The organism is Brevibacterium oceani, from assembly GCF_013623835.1.
GTDB lineage: Bacteria > Actinomycetota > Actinomycetes > Actinomycetales > Brevibacteriaceae > Brevibacterium > Brevibacterium oceani.
In genome coordinates, this window is record NZ_JABKDE010000007.1 from 220,945 (window position 1) to 241,791 (window position 20,847).

At 66.0% G+C, this 20,847-nt stretch carries 17 protein-coding genes and 2 pseudogenes; 12 read left to right on the forward strand and 7 right to left on the reverse strand.

Annotation, left to right across the window (positions count from 1 at the left end):
- Positions 1-3 precede the first annotated feature (3 nt).
- Positions 4-2,694, forward strand: a complete 2,691-nt coding sequence (gene secA, locus HK401_RS15890; protein ID WP_181275623.1) for a preprotein translocase subunit SecA — start codon at positions 4-6, stop codon at positions 2,692-2,694.
- Positions 2,695-2,712: 18 nt separating this feature from the next.
- On the opposite strand, the gene HK401_RS15895 is transcribed toward secA, so the two are convergent.
- Together HK401_RS15895 and HK401_RS15900 are read right to left on the reverse strand one after the other, a co-directional pair.
- Complete coding sequence (locus tag HK401_RS15895; RefSeq protein WP_181275624.1) at positions 2,713-3,180, reverse strand: Rv3235 family protein; 468 nt, start codon at positions 3,178-3,180, stop codon at positions 2,713-2,715.
- A complete protein-coding gene (locus HK401_RS15900) occupies positions 3,177-4,031 on the reverse strand; it encodes a LysM peptidoglycan-binding domain-containing protein (protein WP_181275625.1) in 855 nt (284 codons plus the stop codon). Before HK401_RS15900 ends, HK401_RS15895 begins: the two co-directional genes overlap by 4 nt.
- Before the next feature lie 149 nt (positions 4,032-4,180).
- Between HK401_RS15900 and HK401_RS15905 the strand changes: the two genes are divergently transcribed.
- A complete protein-coding gene (locus HK401_RS15905) occupies positions 4,181-4,696 on the forward strand; it encodes a hypothetical protein (RefSeq protein ID WP_181275626.1) in 516 nt (171 codons plus the stop codon).
- 45 nt (positions 4,697-4,741) lie between these two features.
- Here HK401_RS15905 and HK401_RS15910 read toward each other — a convergent pair whose 3' ends face one another.
- A complete protein-coding gene (locus HK401_RS15910) occupies positions 4,742-4,963 on the reverse strand; it encodes a helix-turn-helix domain-containing protein (protein WP_181275627.1) in 222 nt (73 codons plus the stop codon).
- Between the two features lie 141 nt (positions 4,964-5,104).
- On the opposite strand from HK401_RS15910, the gene HK401_RS15915 reads away from it, so the two are divergent.
- From HK401_RS15915 to HK401_RS15925, 3 genes are read left to right on the forward strand one after another with little or no spacing between them, the layout of a single operon-like run.
- Positions 5,105-5,752: an SAF domain-containing protein gene (locus tag HK401_RS15915; RefSeq protein WP_181275628.1), complete on the forward strand. Its 648-nt coding sequence runs from the start codon at positions 5,105-5,107 to the stop codon at positions 5,750-5,752.
- On the forward strand, positions 5,752-6,975 hold the full coding sequence (locus tag HK401_RS15920) for a CpaE/TadZ family protein (protein WP_181275629.1): 1,224 nt from the start codon (positions 5,752-5,754) through the stop codon (positions 6,973-6,975). The genes HK401_RS15915 and HK401_RS15920 overlap by 1 nt, the downstream gene beginning before the upstream one ends.
- Positions 6,976-6,985: 10 nt before the next feature.
- Positions 6,986-7,471: a DUF6912 family protein gene (locus HK401_RS15925; protein ID WP_181275630.1), complete on the forward strand. Its 486-nt coding sequence runs from the start codon at positions 6,986-6,988 to the stop codon at positions 7,469-7,471.
- Between the two features lie 69 nt (positions 7,472-7,540).
- Here the strand turns inward: HK401_RS15925 and HK401_RS15930 are convergent, their stop codons facing one another.
- Complete coding sequence (locus HK401_RS15930) at positions 7,541-8,005, reverse strand: DUF2505 family protein (RefSeq protein ID WP_181275631.1); 465 nt, start codon at positions 8,003-8,005, stop codon at positions 7,541-7,543.
- 141 nt (positions 8,006-8,146) lie between these two features.
- On the opposite strand from HK401_RS15930, the gene HK401_RS15935 reads away from it, so the two are divergent.
- Together HK401_RS15935 and HK401_RS15940 are read left to right on the forward strand one after the other, a co-directional pair.
- Positions 8,147-13,027: an NAD-glutamate dehydrogenase gene (locus tag HK401_RS15935; protein ID WP_181275632.1), complete on the forward strand. Its 4,881-nt coding sequence runs from the start codon at positions 8,147-8,149 to the stop codon at positions 13,025-13,027.
- 128 nt (positions 13,028-13,155) lie between these two features.
- A complete protein-coding gene (locus tag HK401_RS15940; protein WP_181275702.1) occupies positions 13,156-14,670 on the forward strand; it encodes a sensor histidine kinase in 1,515 nt (504 codons plus the stop codon).
- Between the two features lie 197 nt (positions 14,671-14,867).
- On the opposite strand, the gene HK401_RS15945 is transcribed toward HK401_RS15940, so the two are convergent.
- On the reverse strand, positions 14,868-15,116 hold the full coding sequence (locus HK401_RS15945) for a WhiB family transcriptional regulator (RefSeq protein WP_009374875.1): 249 nt from the start codon (positions 15,114-15,116) through the stop codon (positions 14,868-14,870).
- A 262-nt stretch (positions 15,117-15,378) separates the two neighbouring features.
- On the opposite strand from HK401_RS15945, the gene HK401_RS15950 reads away from it, so the two are divergent.
- From HK401_RS15950 to HK401_RS20825, 3 genes and pseudogenes are all read left to right on the forward strand, one after another.
- Positions 15,379-15,930, forward strand: coding sequence for a gamma carbonic anhydrase family protein (locus HK401_RS15950; RefSeq protein WP_181275633.1), 552 nt, complete (start codon positions 15,379-15,381; stop codon positions 15,928-15,930).
- 113 nt (positions 15,931-16,043) lie between these two features.
- Positions 16,044-17,468, forward strand: coding sequence for an NAD(P)H-quinone dehydrogenase (locus tag HK401_RS15955; protein ID WP_181275634.1), 1,425 nt, complete (start codon positions 16,044-16,046; stop codon positions 17,466-17,468).
- A gap of 126 nt (positions 17,469-17,594) precedes the next feature.
- Positions 17,595-17,771: pseudogene (locus HK401_RS20825) on the forward strand (RNA polymerase sigma factor); the annotation flags it as partial.
- A gap of 131 nt (positions 17,772-17,902) precedes the next feature.
- Here HK401_RS20825 and HK401_RS20830 read toward each other — a convergent pair.
- Positions 17,903-18,199, reverse strand: a complete 297-nt coding sequence (locus HK401_RS20830) for a hypothetical protein (protein WP_258234266.1) — start codon at positions 18,197-18,199, stop codon at positions 17,903-17,905.
- A gap of 34 nt (positions 18,200-18,233) precedes the next feature.
- On the opposite strand from HK401_RS20830, the pseudogene HK401_RS21100 reads away from it, so the two are divergent.
- Positions 18,234-18,416 (forward strand): annotated as a pseudogene (locus HK401_RS21100) (DUF6596 domain-containing protein); the annotation flags it as partial.
- A 332-nt stretch (positions 18,417-18,748) separates the two neighbouring features.
- On the forward strand, positions 18,749-18,871 hold the full coding sequence (locus HK401_RS20835) for a hypothetical protein (protein WP_258234267.1): 123 nt from the start codon (positions 18,749-18,751) through the stop codon (positions 18,869-18,871).
- A gap of 60 nt (positions 18,872-18,931) precedes the next feature.
- Here the strand turns inward: HK401_RS20835 and HK401_RS15965 are convergent, their stop codons facing one another.
- Positions 18,932-20,743 (reverse strand): acetyl/propionyl/methylcrotonyl-CoA carboxylase subunit alpha, encoded by a 1,812-nt coding sequence (locus HK401_RS15965; protein ID WP_181275635.1) that lies wholly within the window; start codon positions 20,741-20,743, stop codon positions 18,932-18,934.
- Between the last annotated feature and the right edge of the window lie 104 nt (positions 20,744-20,847).

Consider the following 20,847-nt stretch of genomic DNA (forward strand, 5'->3'; position numbering starts at 1 on the left):
AAAGTGGCTAATTTCCTCGAGAAGCTTCTGCGCACAGGTGAAGGCAGAACTCTGAAGAAGCTCCGCCGATATACGGAAGCCATCAACCAGCTGTCCGATGAGTTCAGCGAGATGTCGGATACCGAGCTGCGTGAGGAAACCGGGCGGTTCAAGGAACGCTACAAAGACGGCGAGACGCTTGACTCCCTGTTGCCCGAAGCCTTCGCCGCCGTGCGCGAGGCGTCGAGCCGCACCCTGGGACTGCGCCACTTCGACGTCCAGCTCATGGGCGGTGCCGCTCTGCACTTGGGCAACATCGCAGAGATGAAGACCGGTGAGGGCAAGACACTCGTCGCCACGGCCCCGGCCTATCTCAACGCCCTGACCGGGGACCCGGTCCACATCATCACCGTCAACGACTACCTGGCCACCTACCAGTCCGAGCTGATGGGACGAGTGTTCCGCTTCCTCGGCATGGAGACCGGCTGCATCCAAGCGAACATGCCCTCGGATCAGCGGCGGAAGCAGTACGCCGCAGACATCACCTACGGCACGAACAACGAATTCGGCTTCGACTACCTGCGCGACAACATGGCGTGGTCGGCCGAGGAGCTCGTCCAGCGCGGCCACGCCTTCGCCATCGTCGACGAGGTCGACTCGATCCTCATCGACGAGGCCCGCACCCCGCTCATCATCTCCGGCCCCGCCGAAGGCGATGCGAACCGGTGGTACGACGAATTCGCAAAGGTCGTCAAGCGGCTCAAGACCGACCGTGACTACGAGGTCGACGAGAAGAAGCGCACCGTCGGTGTGCTCGAGCCCGGCATCGAACGTGTCGAGGACTACCTGGGCATCGGCAACCTCTACGACGCCGAGAACACCCCGCTCATCAGCTTCCTCAACAACGCCATCCGCGCCAAGGAGCTGTTCAAGAAGGACAAGGACTACGTCGTCCTCGACGGCGAGGTCCTCATCGTCGACGAACACACCGGCCGTGTGCTCAAGGGCCGCCGATACAACGAGGGTCTCCACCAGGCGATCGAGGCCAAGGAGAACGTCAAGGTCCAGGCCGAGAACCAGACCCTTGCCACGATCACTCTGCAGAACTTCTTCCGCCTCTACGAGAAGCTGTCGGGAATGACGGGTACGGCCGAGACCGAGGCCGCCGAGTTCATGTCGACGTACAAGCTCGGTGTTGTGCCGATTCCGACGAACAAGCCGATGCAGCGCGTCGATCAGTCGGACTTCGTGTACAAGAACGAAGTCGCGAAGTTCGACGCCGTCGTCGACGACATCGTCGAACGCCACGAGACCGGACAGCCCGTCCTCGTCGGCACCACCAGCGTGGAGAAGAGCGAATACCTCTCCAAGCACCTGGCCAAGCGCGGCGTCAAGCACGAGGTCCTCAACGCCAAGAACCATGCTCGCGAAGCCTCGATCGTGGCGATGGCGGGCCGCAAGAGTGCGGTCACGGTGGCGACGAACATGGCCGGCCGCGGCACCGACATCATGCTCGGCGGCAACGCCGAGTTCCTCGCGGTCGCCGAGATGGAGAAGCGCGGACTCGACCCGGTCGAGAACGAAGAGCAGTACGAGGCCGAATGGCAGGACGTGCTCAAGGCCGCCGAGGACAAGGTCAAGGAAGAGGCCGAAGAGGTCGTCGAACTCGGCGGGCTCTACGTGCTCGGCACCGAGCGTCACGAATCGCGGCGCATCGACAACCAGCTGCGCGGTCGTTCCGGCCGTCAGGGCGATCCGGGTGAGTCTCGCTTCTACCTGTCGCTGACCGATGACCTCATGCGACTGTTCGGGTCGGGAGCGGCCGAACGGATCATGGCGACGGCGAACGTGCCCGACGATGTTCCGCTGGAGTCGAAGATGGTCTCCCGCGCGATCCTCTCCGCGCAGTCCCAGATCGAACAGCGCAACGCCGAGCAGCGCAAGAACGTCCTCAAATACGACGACGTCCTCAATCGTCAGCGCACCGTCATCTACGACGAACGCCGTCGCGTCCTCGACGGAGCCGACCTCGAGGAACAGGTCGCGGGCTTCCGCGAGGAGGTCATCGACGCCTACGTCGCTCAGGCCACGACCGGCCCGGTCGAGGACTGGCAGATCGACGAGCTCTTCGACGCCCTCGGCAAGATCTACGAACCCTCGATCACCTCCGAGGACCTCGCTGAGGAAGTCGGCGGTCTGGGAAATCTGTCGAAGAACCAGCTCAATCGGGAGATCCAGTCGGACCTCGAACTCTTCTACTCTCAGCGTGAGGAAGAGCTCGGAGAGGAAGCCACACGCGAACTCGAGCGTCGCGTGGTGCTCTCCGTCATCGACAAGCGCTGGCGTGAGCATCTCTACGAGATGGACTACCTCAAGAACGGCATCGGTCTGCGCGCGATGGCCCAGCGCGACCCGTTGGTGGAATACCAGCGTGAGGGCTTCGAGATGTTCACCACGATGCAGGACGGCATCAAGGAGGACGTCGTGCGCCTGACGAACACCCTCAAGGTGCAGGTGAGCACGAGTGCAGCCGAGTCCGGGGATGACTCCGAGGTCGAAGTGGACGCGGCTGAGTTGCGTCATACGACTCCGAAGATGCAGCTGTCGGCCCCGTCGGAAGACGGCTCCTCGTCGATCTCGGAATCCGAGGACGATGACGAACCGGCTCCGGCCAATCGTGCCGAGCGCCGAGCGAAGAAGAAAGCGAAGAGCTGACCTCATGGTCGCTCCTCCTCACATCGTCTGCAGCGCCGTCATCATCCATCGGGCGGTGAGCAGTTCGAGTCGCACCGCCACCGCCCGATAGCGGTTCGGGGTGCGCACGATGACCGTGACCTCCGCGACCGCGGGGCCGACCCGGCAGACGTGCGCTGTTCCTGGCTGTACCACCCGCGGCGACGTCAGCTCGGCCGGCGCCCGTGCCGGGGCGACCTCGGCGCGCAGCTGAGCCCGCTGATCGAGCCGAGCCAACAGCTCCGGGTCGACCCAGCGCGAGATCGTTTCGCAGCGTCGTACTCCTGAGAGTATCTCGAGGCACGCGACCGCCAACGAGGTTGCCGTGGCCGCAATGCGCTGCCTGTCATCGGCATCACCGCCGTCGCGGATGCGCGAATCGGCAGGTGCCGATGTCCGCAGTGGAATTCGAGAGCGCAGAGGCGCGGCCTGCGCCTGCGGCCTGGTGAGGGTGAGTGGGGCGGTCATTGCTGAATCTCCAATCTCTGTCCGGCGATGATGAGGCTGGGATCCGGCCCGATCGTGTCGCGGTTCGCGGTGTAGATGTCCTGCACGAGTTCCGGGACCTCGGCGGGACTGTCGGCGATCTCCTCGGCGATCGACCACAGACTCTCGCCGTCGTCGACGTCATGGACGCGCTGCTGTGTCTGTTCGGGGGAGTCGCCCGGGCGGCTTCTGGCCTCGGAGCCGGCTTCGTCCGAGCTGCTGCGGCTCGACCCGCCTTCGTCTGAGTCGCTGCGCTCCGGTGCCCGGTCGACAGCTTCGTCATCACCGGTCCCTTCGCCGTGGTCATCCTCGTTCTCATGGGCCGGAGGGTCGGTCGGCCACCCCGGATCCCGGACCTTGTCATCGGTCGGCACCTCATCAGCCCCCGACGAAGAATCGGGGGACCCCGGTGTCGAAGGGCGCTCTGCGCTGGTCGGCCAGCCGGGGTCGACGGGAGCCGCGGCCGCCGGCTCAGCCCCTGTCGGGTTCGCCGCACCGGTGGACTCCATGCTCATCGCCGGAGCTGCGTTCGCGGCCTGCACCACAACCGCGGTCGAGGCCACGGCGAGAACGCTTGAGGTCAGGAGGCGCGGCATCACCCTGATGACGGCCCTGGCCAGCAGTGCCCGGATGCGACCGGACGGGAGAATTCGAAGCAGCAGTGCGGCGACGGAGACGAGGCCGAGTCTGGCGAACGCAACGGCCGCCGCACCGACGACGGCGAGGACGATGAGGTCGGTCGCGGACCATGGCCGAGGGATCGAGGCCCACGCCGTGACGAAGGAACCGAGCAGAACCAGCCAGCAGACGGCACATGCGATAAGACGATACATCTAGACATCCTCCATTGGATATTGATCTCAATGATGAAGTTAGATGCTGTTTGGTGTCAATAGACATCTGCTAACTACAGCAGTGTAGTTCGTTCGATGTTCCTTTCGAGTCTTGAATGTCGACTACAGCTGGGGCAGGCTTGACGATTATGGATGATCGCATAGATGCGCTCCTTGCCGACATCGAAGCCGCCGAGGCGACCGCCGGGCGGCATGCGCGACGCGGCGAACTCGGCGACGAGGTCGCGGCTCAGGCTGCAGAACGCACACTCGTGGAGCGGCTGCGGGGCGCCCTCGGCCAGAGGGTGAAGATGGTGCTGCCGATGCGGGAGATCGTCGGCACAGCAGACTTCCTCGGTCGAGGCATCATCGTCGTTGTCGGTGCGGAGGCGTCTGTCATCTCGATCGACAGCATCCGCAGCATGCGGACGGCCTCACGATCTCACCAGTTCGATGCCGGACCGCTCGAACGCCTGGGGATGGGATCGGCTCTGCGCCGGCTCGCTGCCGACCACACGGAGGTCTCGATCGACATCGTCGACGGACCGGGCCCAGTGCGCGGCCGCTGTGACCTCGTCGGCGCGGACTACGTCGAGATCGCGCAGCGAATCATTCCGTTCGCCGCGATCAGCGCTGTCCACTCCCGAGTCAATCCCTTCGGGTGAGATCGCATGACCGGAACGGGACGGCGAGAGACGCGGCAGGCGGTGTCAGTCCTCGATGGAGCCGGTCTTGATCTGGTATTCGGTGCGTTCGTACATGCGCTGGATATACGCTTCGATCTCGGACTTCTCGACGCGCCACTGTCCGCGGCCGCCGACCTTGATCGCGCGGAGGTCGCCCGAACGGACCAATGCCCGGGCCTGTGCGATGGAGACATTGAGCAGTTCGGCCACATCGGTCAGTGGCAGGAAGCGGCTTTCGACGACCATGAGATGACTTCTCCCGTTCCGTATGTCTGTCTGCTTGTTGACCTCATTTGCCAAAAACATTGCTTTGGCATCATTTGATGCCCAATACTATCACTGGGAAAAAGTTTCTGTCATGGAATTCTCGTCCGATCTGGAGATGCAATGGAGCTCTCGAAACGTATCCGCCGACCCAAATGGACCGATGCCAGGCTCCTCGTAGGAGCGGTGCTCGTCGTTCTCGCCGTCGTCGCGACCTATCTGCTCGTCAGTTCGGCCAACTCGACGACCCGGGTCTGGGCGAGTGCGAGGGCGCTCGTCCCCGGCGAGGTGCTCGACCCCGCAGACTTGACAGTGGCCGAGGTCAACCTCGCCGACCTGGGCAGCCGATATCTGTCCGCCGAGGTGAATCTGCCCGAAGGCTCGAGCGTCCGCAGCGTCGTCGCCGCCGGTGAGCTGCTCGCCGCCTCGACGGTCGCCCCGCTGTCCGAGCTCGAGGGACGTGTGGTCGCGATCGACGTCGCGGGATCCGTGCCGAGCGTCGTCGATGCGGGCAGCCTCGTCGACGTGTGGTCGCAGCCCGAGCAGAACGGGCTCGATGACGATGGGGCCGGACCCGAGCAGATCGTCGACTCCGCTCCGGTCGCCCACATCACTCGTGACGTCGGCAGCTTCGGAGTCGGTGACGGGGCTCGGATCGAAGTCTTCGTCGGCACGGGGGACCTCTCTGCCGTGCTCGCCGCACTCGACGGACGCAGCGTGCTCTCCGTCGTCGGCGCGCCCTCGCCGAACTCGGGCGAGGGCGAGCAGTGATGACGCAGGTCCTGCTGGCCGTCGACTTCGAGTTCGACCTCATCCTCTTCGAACTGCTCAGCGACATCGACGATGTCACCATCGTGGCCCGTCCCGCCGACGAGGTGGAGCTGCTCGCCCACTGCCGCACCGGTGGCGCCGAGGTCGTCATCATCGGCCGCTACTTTCCCGGCCTCGACGCCGAGGTGGTCGCTGCGATCACGGCCACCGGAGCGAAGGTGCTCGGCTTCGGCAACGACGCCGAGGTGCTCACCGGGCTGGGCATCGGCTCCTCGGTGCGGACCGATGCCGATGCCACCGCGCTGGCGGCTGCCATCGAGGACATCCGCGACTCGATGATCGTTCCGCCCAGGCCGGCGGCGCCGCCGGGGCCTCCGGGAGGGCCGGGCAAGATCGTCACAGTGTGGGGAACCGGTTCGTCTCCGGGGCGAACGCTTCTCGCGGTCAATCTCGCCGACCAGGCGTCGCGGCAGGGGCAGAAGAGCGTGGTCGTCGATGCCGACACCGTCTCCGGGATGGTCGCAGCGACGCTCGGGCTGACCGAGGAGTCCTCCCATCTGGCAAGCCTGTGCCGCTCGTTCAGCGAGCGGCCGACCCGGCTCGATCCGGAATCGGTGCCGCATGCGGTCATCCGCGAGGGCTTTCACGCCATCACCGGGCAGACGCGACCGGAACGCTGGCCGGAGGTCCGCGCCTCCGTGCTCGATGCGGTGCTCCGACGGCTCGCGAAGATCTACGACCTCGTCATCGTCGACGTCAGCGACCGCATCGACCCCGACGACGACCTCGCCGATCCCTTCTATGATCGACACTGCGCGACGAGGGCGGCTCTCGACACCGCGGACATCGTCCTTGTGCTCGCCGCCGGTGAGCCGATCGGACTGCAGCGTCTGGTGAAGCTGCTGGGGACGCCGCGTGCGGAATCGCTGCGGGAGAAGATGCGCCTGGTGATCACGAAACAGCGCTCCAGCGCGGTCGGTTCGCCGGCCGAGGCGCGGATCCGGGAGGTCCTCGACCGGTTCGTCCGCGTGGCCCCCGACTTCGTGCTCAGCGACGACCGCGCGACTGCGGATGCGGCGATGCTGGCCGGGAAGACCCTGCATGAGCAGAATCCCCGCTCGGTGCTCGCTGCCGAGATCGCCGAGGTCGCCGCAGCCCTCGTGCCGAGTCGCAAGCGCACCCGGCGATCCCGACGGGTTCGGCACGGTTCGCGAGAGGTCTAGGATGGGACGCATGCCCATCCGCTGCTATATCCCGACCACTCTGACCGCGCTGCGATCGAGGCTGACCGACCTCCGGGCAGTCGCCCCCGACGAAGCGCACCGCGGACTGCGCGGAGAGGAAGCCGAAGCAGCCGAGTTCGATGCGCTGTGCATCGCCGCCGCGCTTGCGGCCGATGCGGCCCTCGAACCGTTCGCCGCCGTCGCCGAGGTGGACGCTCCGGATGCCGGGCTCGGGCCTCGCGTCGTCGTCGCCTACGATGCCTCCGATGCGAGCCCGCGCGAAGCGCTGACCGAGGGCTTCGACCTCATCGCACTCGCGGAGGTCGACATGGATGCTGTGGCGAGCTTCCACCTCGATGAGGAGGCGGATTGGGACGAAGCCGTATCGCTCGCCAGGGAATCAGGGCCGACGGCAGCCGCGGATCGCCTCGGCGAATCGGATCTGCTGTGGTACGACGCGACAGAACTCGACCAGCTGCTCAGCGAACTCGGCTGAGCCGACCGACCGAGACTGATCGGCCGATTCCGGCCAGCCGACCGGCTGAGCCGGTCTCGACACCTCGGCTCAGGCAGTTTCGAAGCGCTGGAGACGATCGCTCAGCCGCTTCTGCAGGATCGGCACGACGGCCTGTTCGATCATCGCCCCGAACATCGGGATCGACGAACTGATCTCGGCGTGCGCGGTCAGCTTCGTCGCTGACTCCACCTCGTGGAGCTCGAGGACCGCATCGATTTCGACCGGCACCCCGGCCGCACGTGCGGTCATGCGGACCTCGGCATCGGTGCCGAGGACGTCTCCGGGAATCATGTAGACCTCGACGAGCTCGGTCTCCGAAGGCAGCCGGGACGCCAGCGCGGAGGGCAGCTCGGTCTTGGGCATCGGTGTCCGCACGGTCATCTCGGTGTCGGGATCGATGTGTTCGGCACTGGCTTCGGATCCGAGCTTCTCCCAGACTGCGACATCGGCGAGTTTGGTCAGAAAAGTCGTCAGATCTTCCGCATAGTCATGATTGAGAGTGAGAGTTCGCATAGCTTAAGTCTGCCAGCGAACTGACGCTGCTCCGCGGCATGCCGCTCGGCGTGCCTTTCTCGTTATTTGGGCATAGTGTTGGTGATGGCGGTTCGACGGCGAACCGAATGACGATTGCCCGCTGATCATAGAGGTGACAAGGTGACTCAGGTCTCAATTTCGGACATTGCAGAAGAGTGGAGGACGCTGAGAGGGCAGAGTGCCCCGGAGAATTTTCTCGACGCTTACTACCCGCGGTTCGAATCGGGAGCCATCGACCCCCAGGCCTATGCCGCCGCGGCCGCACGGCACTTCGCCTTGGGCACCCGCTACGACGGTGAGTCTCCGGCCATCGAGATCTACAATCCCGCCGTCGACTCCCCGGAGTTCAAGGACAACCACACCGTCGTGGCCATGGTGCTCGCCGACATGCCCCACCTCGTGTCCTCGATCGTCAGCGATCTGGCGGCGAATGGGCGCGCCATCCGCCGCGTCCACCACCCCATCATCACCGTGATCGGGTCCGGGGCGAACGAATCGATCGTCTCTCCCGCCGAGGCGCCGGCGCTGAGCGCGGACACCGCGAGCATTCCGCGGGTCTCCGAAGCTCCCGACGCGAGGACCCCCGATGCACCGCAGCAGCAGTCATGGATCCGCCTCGAGATCGATCGGATCCCAGAGGAGGACTTCGCCGCACTCGAAAAGCGACTGCGCGGAGTCCTCGACTACGTCACGGCCGCTGCCCGGGACGCTCAGACCATGGCGAGCAGGGCCAAGGACATCGCGGCCGAACTCAGCAGCCAGCCGCCGCGTCCCGAACTCGCCTCCGAAGCCGAGGCCGCCGCCGAACTGCTGAACTGGCTCGACGGTCACTTCACGTTCCTCGGCTACCGCGAGTACGACTACACTCACGACGCCGAACACAGCACCCTCGAGCCGATCGAACACACCTCACTGGGCATCTCCGCACTGCGGCCCCTCGCCGCATCACAGCTCAGCCGCGCGGTCGCCGCGAAAGCCCTCGAACCGCACGTTCTGGTGCTGACGAAGGCGAACTCCCGGTCGCGGGTCATCCGCTCCGCGTTCATGGACTACATCGGGGTGAAGACCTTCGACGCCTCCGGCGAGATCGTCGGCGAACGCCGCTTCGTCGGAGTCTTCAAGCCCGAGTTCTACAACGACAGCGTCCTCAACATCCCCGTCATCGACCGGAAGGTCCGCCGGATCCTGTCCGCGAGCGGTTTCCCTTCGGGCTCGCACTCGGCCAATGAGCTGCTCGGGGTGCTTGAGAACTACCCGCGCGAGGACCTCCTCCACGAAGACACCGAAGAGCTCTTCGACGTCGTCATGGAGATCGTCGACATGCAGGAGCGCCGCGAATCGCGCGTGTTCGTCCGCGCCGACCCCTACCAGCGATTCGCCTCGGTCATCCTCTACCTTCCGCGCGACCTGTACAACACCGATGCGCGTGTGCGCGTGCAGGAGGTGCTGCGCGAGTTCTACAACGCCGAGAGCGTCGACTTCGACGTGCTGCTGAGCGAATCCGCTCTGGCTCGAATCCACTTCGTCGCCCGCGTCGCCCGCGACGCGAAGCTGCCGGAGATCGACCCCGAACGGGTCGAATCCCGCATCGTCGGTGCAGTTCGATCCTGGTCGGAGGACGTGCACGCTTTCCTCACCCCGTCCGAGACCGGTGAGTCCGGGGGCGCGAATGCCCGAGCCGACCTGTGGTCGAAGGCCTTCCCACCCAGCTACGGTGAGCATCACACCCCCACCGAGGCGGTCGCCGACGTCGCACGGTTCGAGGCCCTCGAAGCCGGCACCGGTCCTGCCGTCCGCCTCTACCGTCCGGAACGCTCGGCCGACGCCTCCGTGCGACTCGTGCTCTATCGTCGTGATCGTGTCGGCCTCTCCAAGGTGCTGCCCTACCTCACCGCCTTCGGCGCAACCGTCGTCGACGAGCGCCCACACGAGCTCGACCTCGCCGACGGCAGCCACCGGTACATCTATGACTTCGGTCTCAGCTTCGACGAGGAGCTGACCGGGAACGCCTGCGAACGCGTCTCGGACGCGTTCATGGCCGGCTGGGAAGGCAAGAAGGAAGCGGGAGTCTTCGACCGCCTCGTCGTCGCCGGCCTCAGCTGGCAGCATGTGACGATCATCCGGGCGCTCGGAAAGTATCTCCGTCAGGCAGGGTTCACCTATTCCGACAACTACGTCGGTGAGGTCTACAGCGACAACCCGGAGATCTCGAAGCTGCTCGTCGACTACTTCGAAGCGAAGTTTGACCCCGCGGCCGACGACGCCGGCCGCGACGAGCGGATGCAGACGATCGACGACGCGATCGAGGCTGCACTCAGCGACGTCGCCAGCCTCGATGCCGACCGTGTGCTGCGCTCCTCGCTCGAGCTGCTGCGAGCGACACTGCGCACGAACTACTACATCGACGAATCGGGTGAGCTGCCGACGGCCCTCGTGCTCAAGATCCGGCCGACCGAGCTCAGTTTCGTGCCGAAGCCCAAGCCGGCGCTGGAGATGTGGGTGTATTCGCCGCAGGTCGAAGGCGTGCATCTGCGCTTCGGCACCGTCGCCCGCGGCGGACTGCGCTGGTCGGATCGGCGCGATGACTTCCGCACCGAGGTCCTCGGCCTCGTCAAGGCGCAGATGGTCAAGAACGCACTCATCGTGCCGACCGGAGCCAAGGGCGGATTCTTCCCCAAGCAGCTGCCTCCGATGAGCGACCGCGACGCCTGGATGGCTGCCGGGCAGGCCGCCTACGAGGTGTTCATCGAAAGCATGCTCGAAGTCACCGACGACCTCACCTACGGCGCCGATGACAACTCGGTCGTCGTCCACCCCGACCGCGTGGTCTGCCACGACGGTGACGACTACTATCTCGTCGTCGCTGCGGACAAGGGCACGGCGCGCTTCTCCGATGTGGCCAACGCGATCGCCGAACGTCGGGGCTTCTGGCTCGGCGACGCCTTCGCCTCCGGCGGTTCCGTCGGCTATGACCACAAGGCGATGGCGATCACCTCGCGCGGGGCCTGGAAGTCGGTCGAACGGCACTTCCGCGAGCTCGGCCTCAACACCGCGGCCGAGGACTTCACAGTCGTCGGCATCGGCGATATGAGCGGCGATGTGTTCGGAAACGGCATGCTCCGCAGCGAGCACATCCGCCTCGTCGCGGCCTTCGACCACCGCGACATCTTCCTCGATCCGAATCCCGACGCCGCGAGCAGCTTCGGCGAGCGTCGGAGACTCTTCGATCTGCCGCGCTCGAGTTGGCAGGACTACGATCGGGAGCTGATCTCCACCGGCGGCGGCGTCTTCTCCCGCTCGGCGAAGTCCGTCGACCTCAGCCGAGAGGCCGCAGCGGCGCTGGGAGTCGAACCCGGACGACGCAGCCCTGCCGACCTTATGTGCGAGATCCTCAAGGCACCCGTCGATCTCCTCTACAACGGCGGCATCGGCACCTACATCAAGTCCTCGGAGGAGTCCCACGCCGAGGTCGGAGACAAGTCCAACGATGCGATCCGCATCAACGGTGAGGACGTCCGCGCACGGGTCATCGGCGAGGGAGGCAACCTCGGTGTGACTCAGCTGGGTCGCGTCGAAGCCGCGCTCGGCGGCGTCGAGGTCAACACGGACGCGGTGGACAATTCCGCCGGTGTCGACAGCTCCGACCACGAGGTCAACATCAAGCTGCTTCTGCGCACCCTGCTGCACAAGGGCGCGTTCGCCGCCGAGGATCGGGAGGATGTGCTCCTGTCCTTCACCGACCAGGTCGCGGACCGGGTGTTGGCGAACAACTACGCCCAGAACGTCGTCCTCGGCGAGGCCAGGGCGCAGACCGAATCGATGTCGGGCACCTACGGCCGGATGCTGGGCTACCTCGAAAAGCACGCCGACCTCGACCGTGCCGTCGAGTTCCTGCCGAACGCCGAGGAACTGGCCAAACGCGAGTTCAGCTACTACGTGTCTCCTGAGCTGGCCGTGCTGTTGGCGTATGTCAAGATGCACGCCGCCGATGAGATCCTCGACAGCGTCGTCCCCGACGAGACCTGGATGCGCAGGGAACTCGTGTCCTACTTCCCGGATGCGCTGCAGGAGAAGTATGGGGAGCTCATCCCCGAACACCCTCTGCACAGGGAGATCGCGACTGCGAAGCTCGTCAACCGCCTCGTCGACCGCGGCGGACTGACCTACGTCTACCGGATGCTCGAGGAGACTCCGGCCTCGGTGCCGCAGATCGCACGCGTCTTCGTCGTCGTCTCGGCGATCTTCGGACTCGACGACTACTTCGACGCGGTGTGCGCCCTCGACAACAAGGTGCCCACCGAGGTGCAGGTGGCACTCCAGCATGACTATGTGCGCCTGCTCGACCGTTCCTCGCGGTGGCTCGTGCAACAGGCCCCCGACACCCTCGACGTCGATTCCGGCATCGAGATGTACGGCAAGGTCGTCGAGGCGCTGCGCTCCAGAGTCCCGGATCTCGTCGACGGATACGACGCGGAGACCATGCAGGCGAAGGCGCAGGGCTATATCGATCAGGGTGTGCCGGAGGAACTGGCGTGGCGCGCCTCGGCGCTTCTCGACGAGTTCGTGCTGCTCGACATCACGCAGCTGGCCGCCCGCACGAACGAATCCGCGGAGGACGTCGCCGAGGTCTACTATGCCGTGAACGAACGGTTCTCCGGTTCGCAGGTGCTCACCCTCATCGGCAACCTCGACCGCAGCGATCGGTGGTCGGCGCTGGCCCGCGGGTCGATGCGCGATGACTTCTACGCCGCGATCCTCTCGGTCGCAGGGACTGTCCTCGAAGCCACGGATTCTCCGATCTCGGGTTCTCCCGACGACCGCGCGAAGCAGCGGCTGGCCGAATGGCTCGACCGCAACGAGACCGTCGTCGGCCGGGTGCTCGAGACCACGGAGACGATCCTCGGCCTCGACACCGTCACCCAGGCGCCGCTGTCGGTGCTGCTGCGGTCCCTGCGGTCGATGGTCCGGTCCTCGGCATGGGAGAGCGAACACAGCGTCTGATCCTCGCGATCGCTCGGGTCGAGGCAGCGCCCGGGATGATCGTGATCAGTGATAGCGTCTGATCATCGAATGTTCAGCAGACCCGGGGGAGACCCGGGTCTGCTGTTCTCACCTGAGAGGAACACATGGTGCTCAATGAACTGCTCGCGGCAGAGGGGCTGACGAACGAGTCGGACGTCGAACAGATCCACCTGCTCGTCGGTGACTGGCAGCTGATCGCCGACCTCTCCTTTGCCGACCTCGTGCTGTGGGTGCCTTCGCCCAGCGGTGCCTACACCGTCGTCGCGCATGCGCGTTCGACGACCGGAGCGACGCTGTTCAACCGCGACCTCATCGGCGCCCGCGCGACCGGTCTGGAACGGGAGCTGCTCGACGAGGCGGCCGACTCCCACACCTACGTCACCCGAGTGTCGAAGGCCAGGGAGCTCGGAGTCAGCGCCGGTTCGGACGAGGTCGACATCCTCGCCGAGGCGGTCCCGATCGTGCGGCATTCCCAGACGATCGCGATCGTCGTCCGCTACTCCGAGGAGGTGCGCCGCCGGGGTTCGTCACGCCTGGAGAAGTACTACCGCGAGACGGCCATGGCGCTGATGCGGATGATAGTCCAGGGGACCTTCCCCGACCGTGATGCCCCGAGCGGAGTCCGACACGGGGAACCCCGGGTCGGCGACGGCATCTTCATCCTCGATCGGGACTCGCACGTCCAGTACGCCTCCCCGAACGCCGTATCGCTGATGCACCGACTCGGGCACGGGGGTGAGATCGAGGGCAGCTATCTCGCCGAGGTGGTCTCCAGCCTCGGGGCCGAACTGCGGCAGGTCGATGAGACGCTGCCGCTGGTGCTCACCGGCAGGGCACCTTGGCGTACCGAGCTCGAGGTCGGACGTACGAGCATATCCCTGCGCGCGATCCCACTGACCGACGAGGGGGAGAGGCTCGGGGCGATCGTCCTGGCCCGCGACGTCTCCGAGATCCGCCGTCGCAAACGCGAACTCCTCTCCCGAGATGCGATGATCAAGGAGATGCACCACCGGGTGAAGAACAACCTGCAGACCGTCTCCGCCCTGCTGCGGCTGCAGACTCGGCGCATCGACAGCCCCGAAGCCAAGAGTGCCCTGACGGAGGCGATGCGTCGGGTCTCGATCATCGCCGTCGTCCACGACGTCCTCAGTCAGGGGGTCGAGTCCGAGGTCGACTTCGACGAGGTCGTCGACAAGGGCCTGCGCCTGACTCCGGAGCTGACGAGTCCGCTGGTGCACATCGAACTCAAACGGTGCGGCAGCTTCGGCGCGATCTCCTCGGCCGATGCGACCTCGTTGGCACTGGCGATCACTGAGCTGATCACGAACGCCATCGAACACGGATTCCCCACCGAGAAGCAGGACAGCTTGGAGCCGGGGGAGACGCTCAACGGCCATGTGTGGGTCACCCCGCAGCGCGACGGCGATCATCTGCAGGTGACGATCGCCGACGACGGGGTCGGACTCGGTGAGACGCAGAGTCCGGGCAACGGGCTGGGCACCCAGATCGTGAAGACCTTGGTCTCGGCGGATCTGGCCGGCTCCATCCAGTGGCAGGCACGCGAGGGCGGTGGCACCGTCGCCATACTCGACGTCCCGCTGCGGCCCGACTCGTACGACTGAGTTGCCCGGCATCACGGGGAGGCCAGAGCGTCAGCGAGAGATCGCGGGCGTGTTACTCCGTTACCGGAGAGCCATACTGGCCATCAGCCGCAGATCCGGCGGACATGACTGAGTCCCTTGTCCGGACGGCGAATCATCGTCGTCCGGACAAGGGACTCGGCTGCGTCTGCGGAGGTCGGCGCGGGGCCGGTGGGCCCTCAGCCGGCGCGACGGGCGCGGGCGGCGCGACGCTTGAGCGCGCGACGCTCGTCTTCGCTCAGACCGCCCCAGACTCCGGCATCCTGACCGGATTCGAGAGCCCACTGCAGGCAGGTCTCTGCGACTTCACAGCGGCGACAGACAGTCTTTGCCTCCTCGATCTGGAGCAGCGCGGGTCCGGTGTTGCCGATCGGGAAGAAGAGCTCCGGATCCTCATTGAGGCATGCTGCACGGTGTCGCCAATCCATGGTGACCTTTCGACGAATTCAGTGAACGCGGTTGACCACGCCCGAATTCCGGGCGCGCAACTCTCTCAGACAAGGTTCACATACGGCAATTGGGCGCACAAGGGTCCGGCAGTGTGAAATTTCTGACAAATATTTTCCCTATTGTCCTGCTATGGACGCCTTCGCGCAAATCAGTCCGAGATGCGTCTTCAGGCCCTGGTCACGGGCGCTCCGCCTAGACTGGCACACGCAAGCAGACAGCACGTGAACCAATGGAGGACACATGACAAACGACCTCGCCCGCCCCCGCATCGTCTCCGTCGCCGGGCACACTCCGCAGATCGATCCCGGGGCCTTCGTCGCCGCCGGCGCCACCCTCGTCGGAGATGTCCGCGTGAAGAAGGGAGCGAGCGTCTTCTACGGCTGCGTGCTGCGTGCCGAAGCCGCTCCGATCACGATCGGTGAGGACTCGAACGTCCAGGACAACACCGTGATGCACACCGATGCCGGCAAGCCCGTCGTCATCGGCGCACGCGTCTCGATCGGTCACCAGGCGCTCGTCCACGGGGCGAGCGTCGACGACGACGTCCTCATCGGCATGCATTCGACGGTGCTCAACGACGCCCACATCGGCAGCGAGTCCCTCATCGCCGCCGGCGCCGTCGTCCTCGAGGGCACCGACATCCCCGCCCGTTCCCTCGTCGCCGGGATCCCGGCGAAAGTGCGCCGGGAGATGACCGACGACGGTGTGGAGAAGGTGCGTGCGAACGCCCAGTCGTACGTGCGACTGTCGACCCTGCACAAGGACACCGCCGAGGTGGTCGACGAGGGCTGAATCCGACACCGCGGGGGCTGCCGATCCGACACCCCGGGGGCTGTCAACCCGACACCGTGATGGCGGCCCGTCCGCCATTCGCCAGGTCGGGGGCGATTTGAGACAATCACAGTGTGAGTACAGAATTTGATTCCACTGCAGATCGTGTCGTCATCATCGGCGGCGGCCCCGGCGGCTACGAAGCCGCTCTCGTCGCCGCGCAGCTGGGTGCCGATGTCATGCTCATCGAGGAGAACCGCTGCGGAGGATCCGCAGTGCTCACCGATGTCGTGCCCTCGAAGTCCCTCATCGCCACGGCGGAGATGATGGACGAGATCGGCCGCTCCGGCGGTCTGGGAATCCGCATCTCCGACGCCGACACCCCCGAGGACGACGAAGGCATCGTCACCGCCGACCTCGAAGCCGTCAACAAGCGCATCCTGGCCCTGGCCGACGCTCAGGCCAACGACATCTACGAGGGGCTCATCCGCGCCGGGGTCAAAGCGATCCAGGGCAAGGCCACGCTCGCCGGTCGCGACCAGGTCCACGTCGTCGAGACCGGAGGCACCGAATACACCCTCGACGCCTCGACGATCCTGCTCTCGGTCGGTGCCCACCCGCGCGAACTGCCGAGCGCGCAGCCCGACGGAGAACGGATCCTCACCTGGACCCAGCTCTACGCCCTCGACGAGCTGCCCGCGCACCTCATCGTCGTCGGCTCCGGCGTCACCGGCGCCGAGTTCGCCTCGGCCTACCGGGCGTTGGGCACCGAGGTGACGCTCGTGTCCTCGCGTGAGAAGGTTCTGCCCGGGCAGGACGAGGATGCGGCCGACGTCCTCGAATTCGTCTTCCGCAACAAGGGCATGAACGTCCTCTCACGCTCTCGCGCCGCATCCGTGACCCGCACCGACTCCGGCGTCGAGGTCGTGCTCGCCGACGGTCGACGCGTCGAAGGCTCCCACTGCCTCATGGCCGTCGGCTCGATCCCGAACACCGAGGGCCTCGGCCTGGAGAAGGCCGGTGTGCGTGTGAACGACTCCGGTCACATCGTCGTCGACGGAGTCTCCCGGACCTCCCGCGCAGGCATCTACGCCGCCGGCGACTGCACCGGCGTCCTGCCGCTGGCCTCGGTGGCCGCGATGCAGGGTCGGATCGCAATGAACCACGCCCTCGGTGACGCGGTGCAGCCGCTCAAACTGCGCAACGTCGCCTCCAACGTGTTCACGGCACCGGAGATCGCCACGGTCGGCTTCACTCAGCAGAACTATCGGGAGAACCCGACGGACATCGACACCGTGATGCTGCCGCTGGACACGAATCCGCGCGCCAAGATGCTCGGGATCGAGGACGGTTTCGTCAAGATCTTCGCCCGCCGCGGATCCGGCTCCATCCTCGGCGGCGTCGTCGTCGGGCCGCGGGCCAGCGAGCTCATCCTGCCGATCACGATGGCCGTGGAGAACCGGCTCACAGTCGATCAGCTCTCCGCATCATTCGTCGTCTATCCCTCGGTGAGCGGTTCACTGACCGAAGCGGCACGGAAGCTCCACCGCCACCTCTGAGTCTCGGCGGCACGGCCTGCAGATCAGCGCGGGGAGGGAAATTCCGAAATTTCCCTCCCCGCGCTGTCGATCTCGGACCTCCTCGCCCGCCATGATGGTGTCTGGCCGCCCGGTCGCCGACTACTGATGGACCCCGACCCCGAGGCGGCCGCCCGGATCCTCAGCGCGATCAGCGCGGAGGACCACGGGCGGCTGCTCGCGGCATTGGTCAACCGGTTCCACGACTTCGACCTCGCCGAGGAGGCCCTCCACGATGCCGTGATCGGCGCAGTCGAGATGTGGCCCGGTCGAGGTGTGCCCGATCGTCCCCAGGCCTGGCTGATGGCCACGGCGAAGAATCGCGCGATCGATCGCATCCGCGCCGATGAGGTGCGTACCCGCCACCTCGCCAGACTGCGGATCGAGGAGGAGATGCGACCGGGCGACCATGACGATCACGCCGGCCGCCTCAGCGAGGAACTCTCCGGCGTGAACTTCCCCGACGAGCGGCTGGGGCTGTTCTTCACGTCCTCCCATCCGACCCTGCGGGAGGACGAGCGGATCGTGCTCATGCTGCGCTTCCTCACGGGCCTGACCACCGCCGAGGCGGCCGCTGGGTTCCTCGCGGAGACCGCGACGATGCAGCAGCGGATCGTGCGCGCGAAGAAGCGGATCACGACGACGGGCATTCCCTTCGCGGCACCCGTACCGGACTCACTCGTCGACCGGCTGCCGGGAGTGCTGCGTGTCATCAGCCTCATCTTCACCGACGGCATGAATGCGACCTCAGGTGCCACCCACACACGGGTCGATCTGCAGACGGAGGCGATCAGGCTGGCTCGGCTGCTCGCCGATCTCCTGTCGGCCGAGACGGAGGTTCGCGGTCTGCTGGCCCTGCTGCTGCTCACATACGCTCGTGGTCGTGCCCGGGCGACAGACGACGGGTCGCCGGTGCCGCTCTCAGTTCAGGACCGCAGCCAGTGGGACTCCCATCTCATCGCCGAGGGGATCGGGCTTGTCCGCACAGCCGCCGCTGAAGTGGGCGCTGGCGCCTACACCATTCAGGCTGCGATTGCGGCCCTGCACGCCGAAGCGGCGGATTTCTCAGACACGGACTGGCCGCAGATTCTCGTGCTCTACCGCATGCTCGCCGACCTCGACCCGTCCCCGTTGGTCGCGCTCAACACCGCGATCGCGCTCGGGCAGGTCTCGGGCCCCGAGGCGGCCCTGCGCGCTCTCGACGAGCTCGGTGAGGGCCCCGGCTGCGCAGGCACAGGCCATTCCACACCGCGCGGGCGATCATGCTGTCCGAACTCGGACGAGCAGGCGAAGCCGAGGAGGCGTATGCGGCCGCACTCGAGTGCCCGGGCAACAATGCCGAATCCGACTACATCTCTGCCCGGGCCGCCGATCTCTATCGGTGACCCGGGCAGGACTCTCACGAGGCGGGAGGCCGCACGCGGCAGTCCACCTCACGGCTGGAATCAGGCGGCGAAGCGGATGATCGTCTCACCGGACTTCACAGCGGCTCCGGCGTCGACGAGCACCTCGGAGACGGTGCCCGAATGCCCGGCCTTGAGCGGCTGCTCCATCTTCATCGCCTCGATCACGGCCAAGGTGTCCCCGGCCTCGACGGTGTCACCGGCACCGACGGCGACGGAGACGATGGTGCCCTGCATGGGGGCGGCCAGCGCGTTCGAATCGTCGGCGAGCTGGGCACCCTTGTGGCTGGTGAGACCGCGCTTGCGGCGCGGCACGCTCGGGCTGGGGACGTGGCCGAGATCGGAGATGACGTCCTTGGGCACCGAGACGGTCATCCGTCGGCCGTCGACCTCGACGACGACGCTGAAGCTGTCGGCTGCAGTACTCATGAGATCTCCCGTGTGCGGATCGGTGAGCGGATTGACGAAGGCGGTCTCGAGCCAGTTGGTCCAGACCTTGAAATCGGTGGCGAAGGCCTTGTCGGAAACGAGCACCCGATGCAGCGGGAGCAGAGTCGACACGCCTTCGATGCGGTACTCGGACAGTGCGCGGCGGGCCCGTGCAAGAGCCTCATCGCGAGTGGCTCCGGTGACGACGAGCTTGGCGAGCATCGGGTCGAAGTCGGTTCCGACGACGCTGCCCTCGCCGATGCCCGAGTCCAGACGCACACCGGGACCCGAAGGAGCCCGATAGCTCTTCACGATGCCGGTGGCGGGGAAGAACGTCGTCGGATCCTCGGCGTTGATCCGGAACTGGAAGGAATGTCCGCGCACGGCCGGGAACTCATCCGGCAGGGTCTCGCCCGAGGCGATGCGCATCTGCCAGCCGACGAGATCGACTCCGGTGATCTCCTCGGTGACGGTGTGCTCGACCTGGATGCGCGCATTGGCCTCCATGAAGATGATCGTTCCGTCCTCGCCGAGGAGGAACTCACACGTCGCGGCGCCGACGTAGCCGACATGGGCGAGCAGACGTGCCGAGGCCTCGGAGACGATGCGCTCCTGCTCGGGAGAGAAGAACGGAGCAGGCGCCTCTTCGATGATCTTCTGGTTGCGACGCTGCAGGGTGCAGTCGCGGGTGGACACGATGCGGACATTGCCGTGGGCGTCGGCCAGGCACTGGGACTCGATGTGTCGGGGGCGCACGATCTGCTTCTCGATGAGGCATTCGCCGCGGCCGAAGGCACTCTGCGCCTCACGGGTCGCAGCCGTGTAGGCGGACTCGAGGTCATCGGCGGAGGCGCATGCGCGGAAACCTCGCCCTCCGCCTCCGTGGACGGCCTTGACCACGATCGGGTAGCCGATCCGGTCGGCCACCTCGGCGGCCTCTGTCAGATCGGCCACGGCACCGTCGGATCCGGGCGCGACCGGAGCGTCGACGGCCTCGGCCACGGTTCGGGCCCCCGACTTGTCACCGAGCAGTTCGATCGCTGCAGGGGGAGGACCGATCCAGGTCAGTCCCGCATCGATGACCGCCTGGGCGAAGAGGGCGTTCTCGGCCAGGTAGCCGTATCCGGGGTGGATCGCGTCGGCGCCGGAGCGTTTGGCCAGCGCGAGGATCTTGTCGACATCGAGGTAGGTCTCCCCGGCTCCGGACCCGTCGAGCAGCCAGGCGTCGTCGGCGAGGTCGACGAAATCGGCATCGGAATCGGCACGGGTGTACACGGCGACGGCCTTGATGCCGAGGTCATGGGCGGCCCGGATGATGCGCAGAGCGATCTCACCGCGGTTGGCGATGAGGACTCGGCGGACGGCTGCCGTCGGCACCGTGGTGTTCAGTGCTGCGGTCGTCGTCTCGGGGAGGACTGTGGTCATGGCGCTCCTTTGTATGATCACAGAACAATTTAGAGAAGCCCACCAAGCCTTTGTAGGACAGCGATAAAAAGTTCGAGCGAAAACTTCAAAGGGATCGGGCGTGT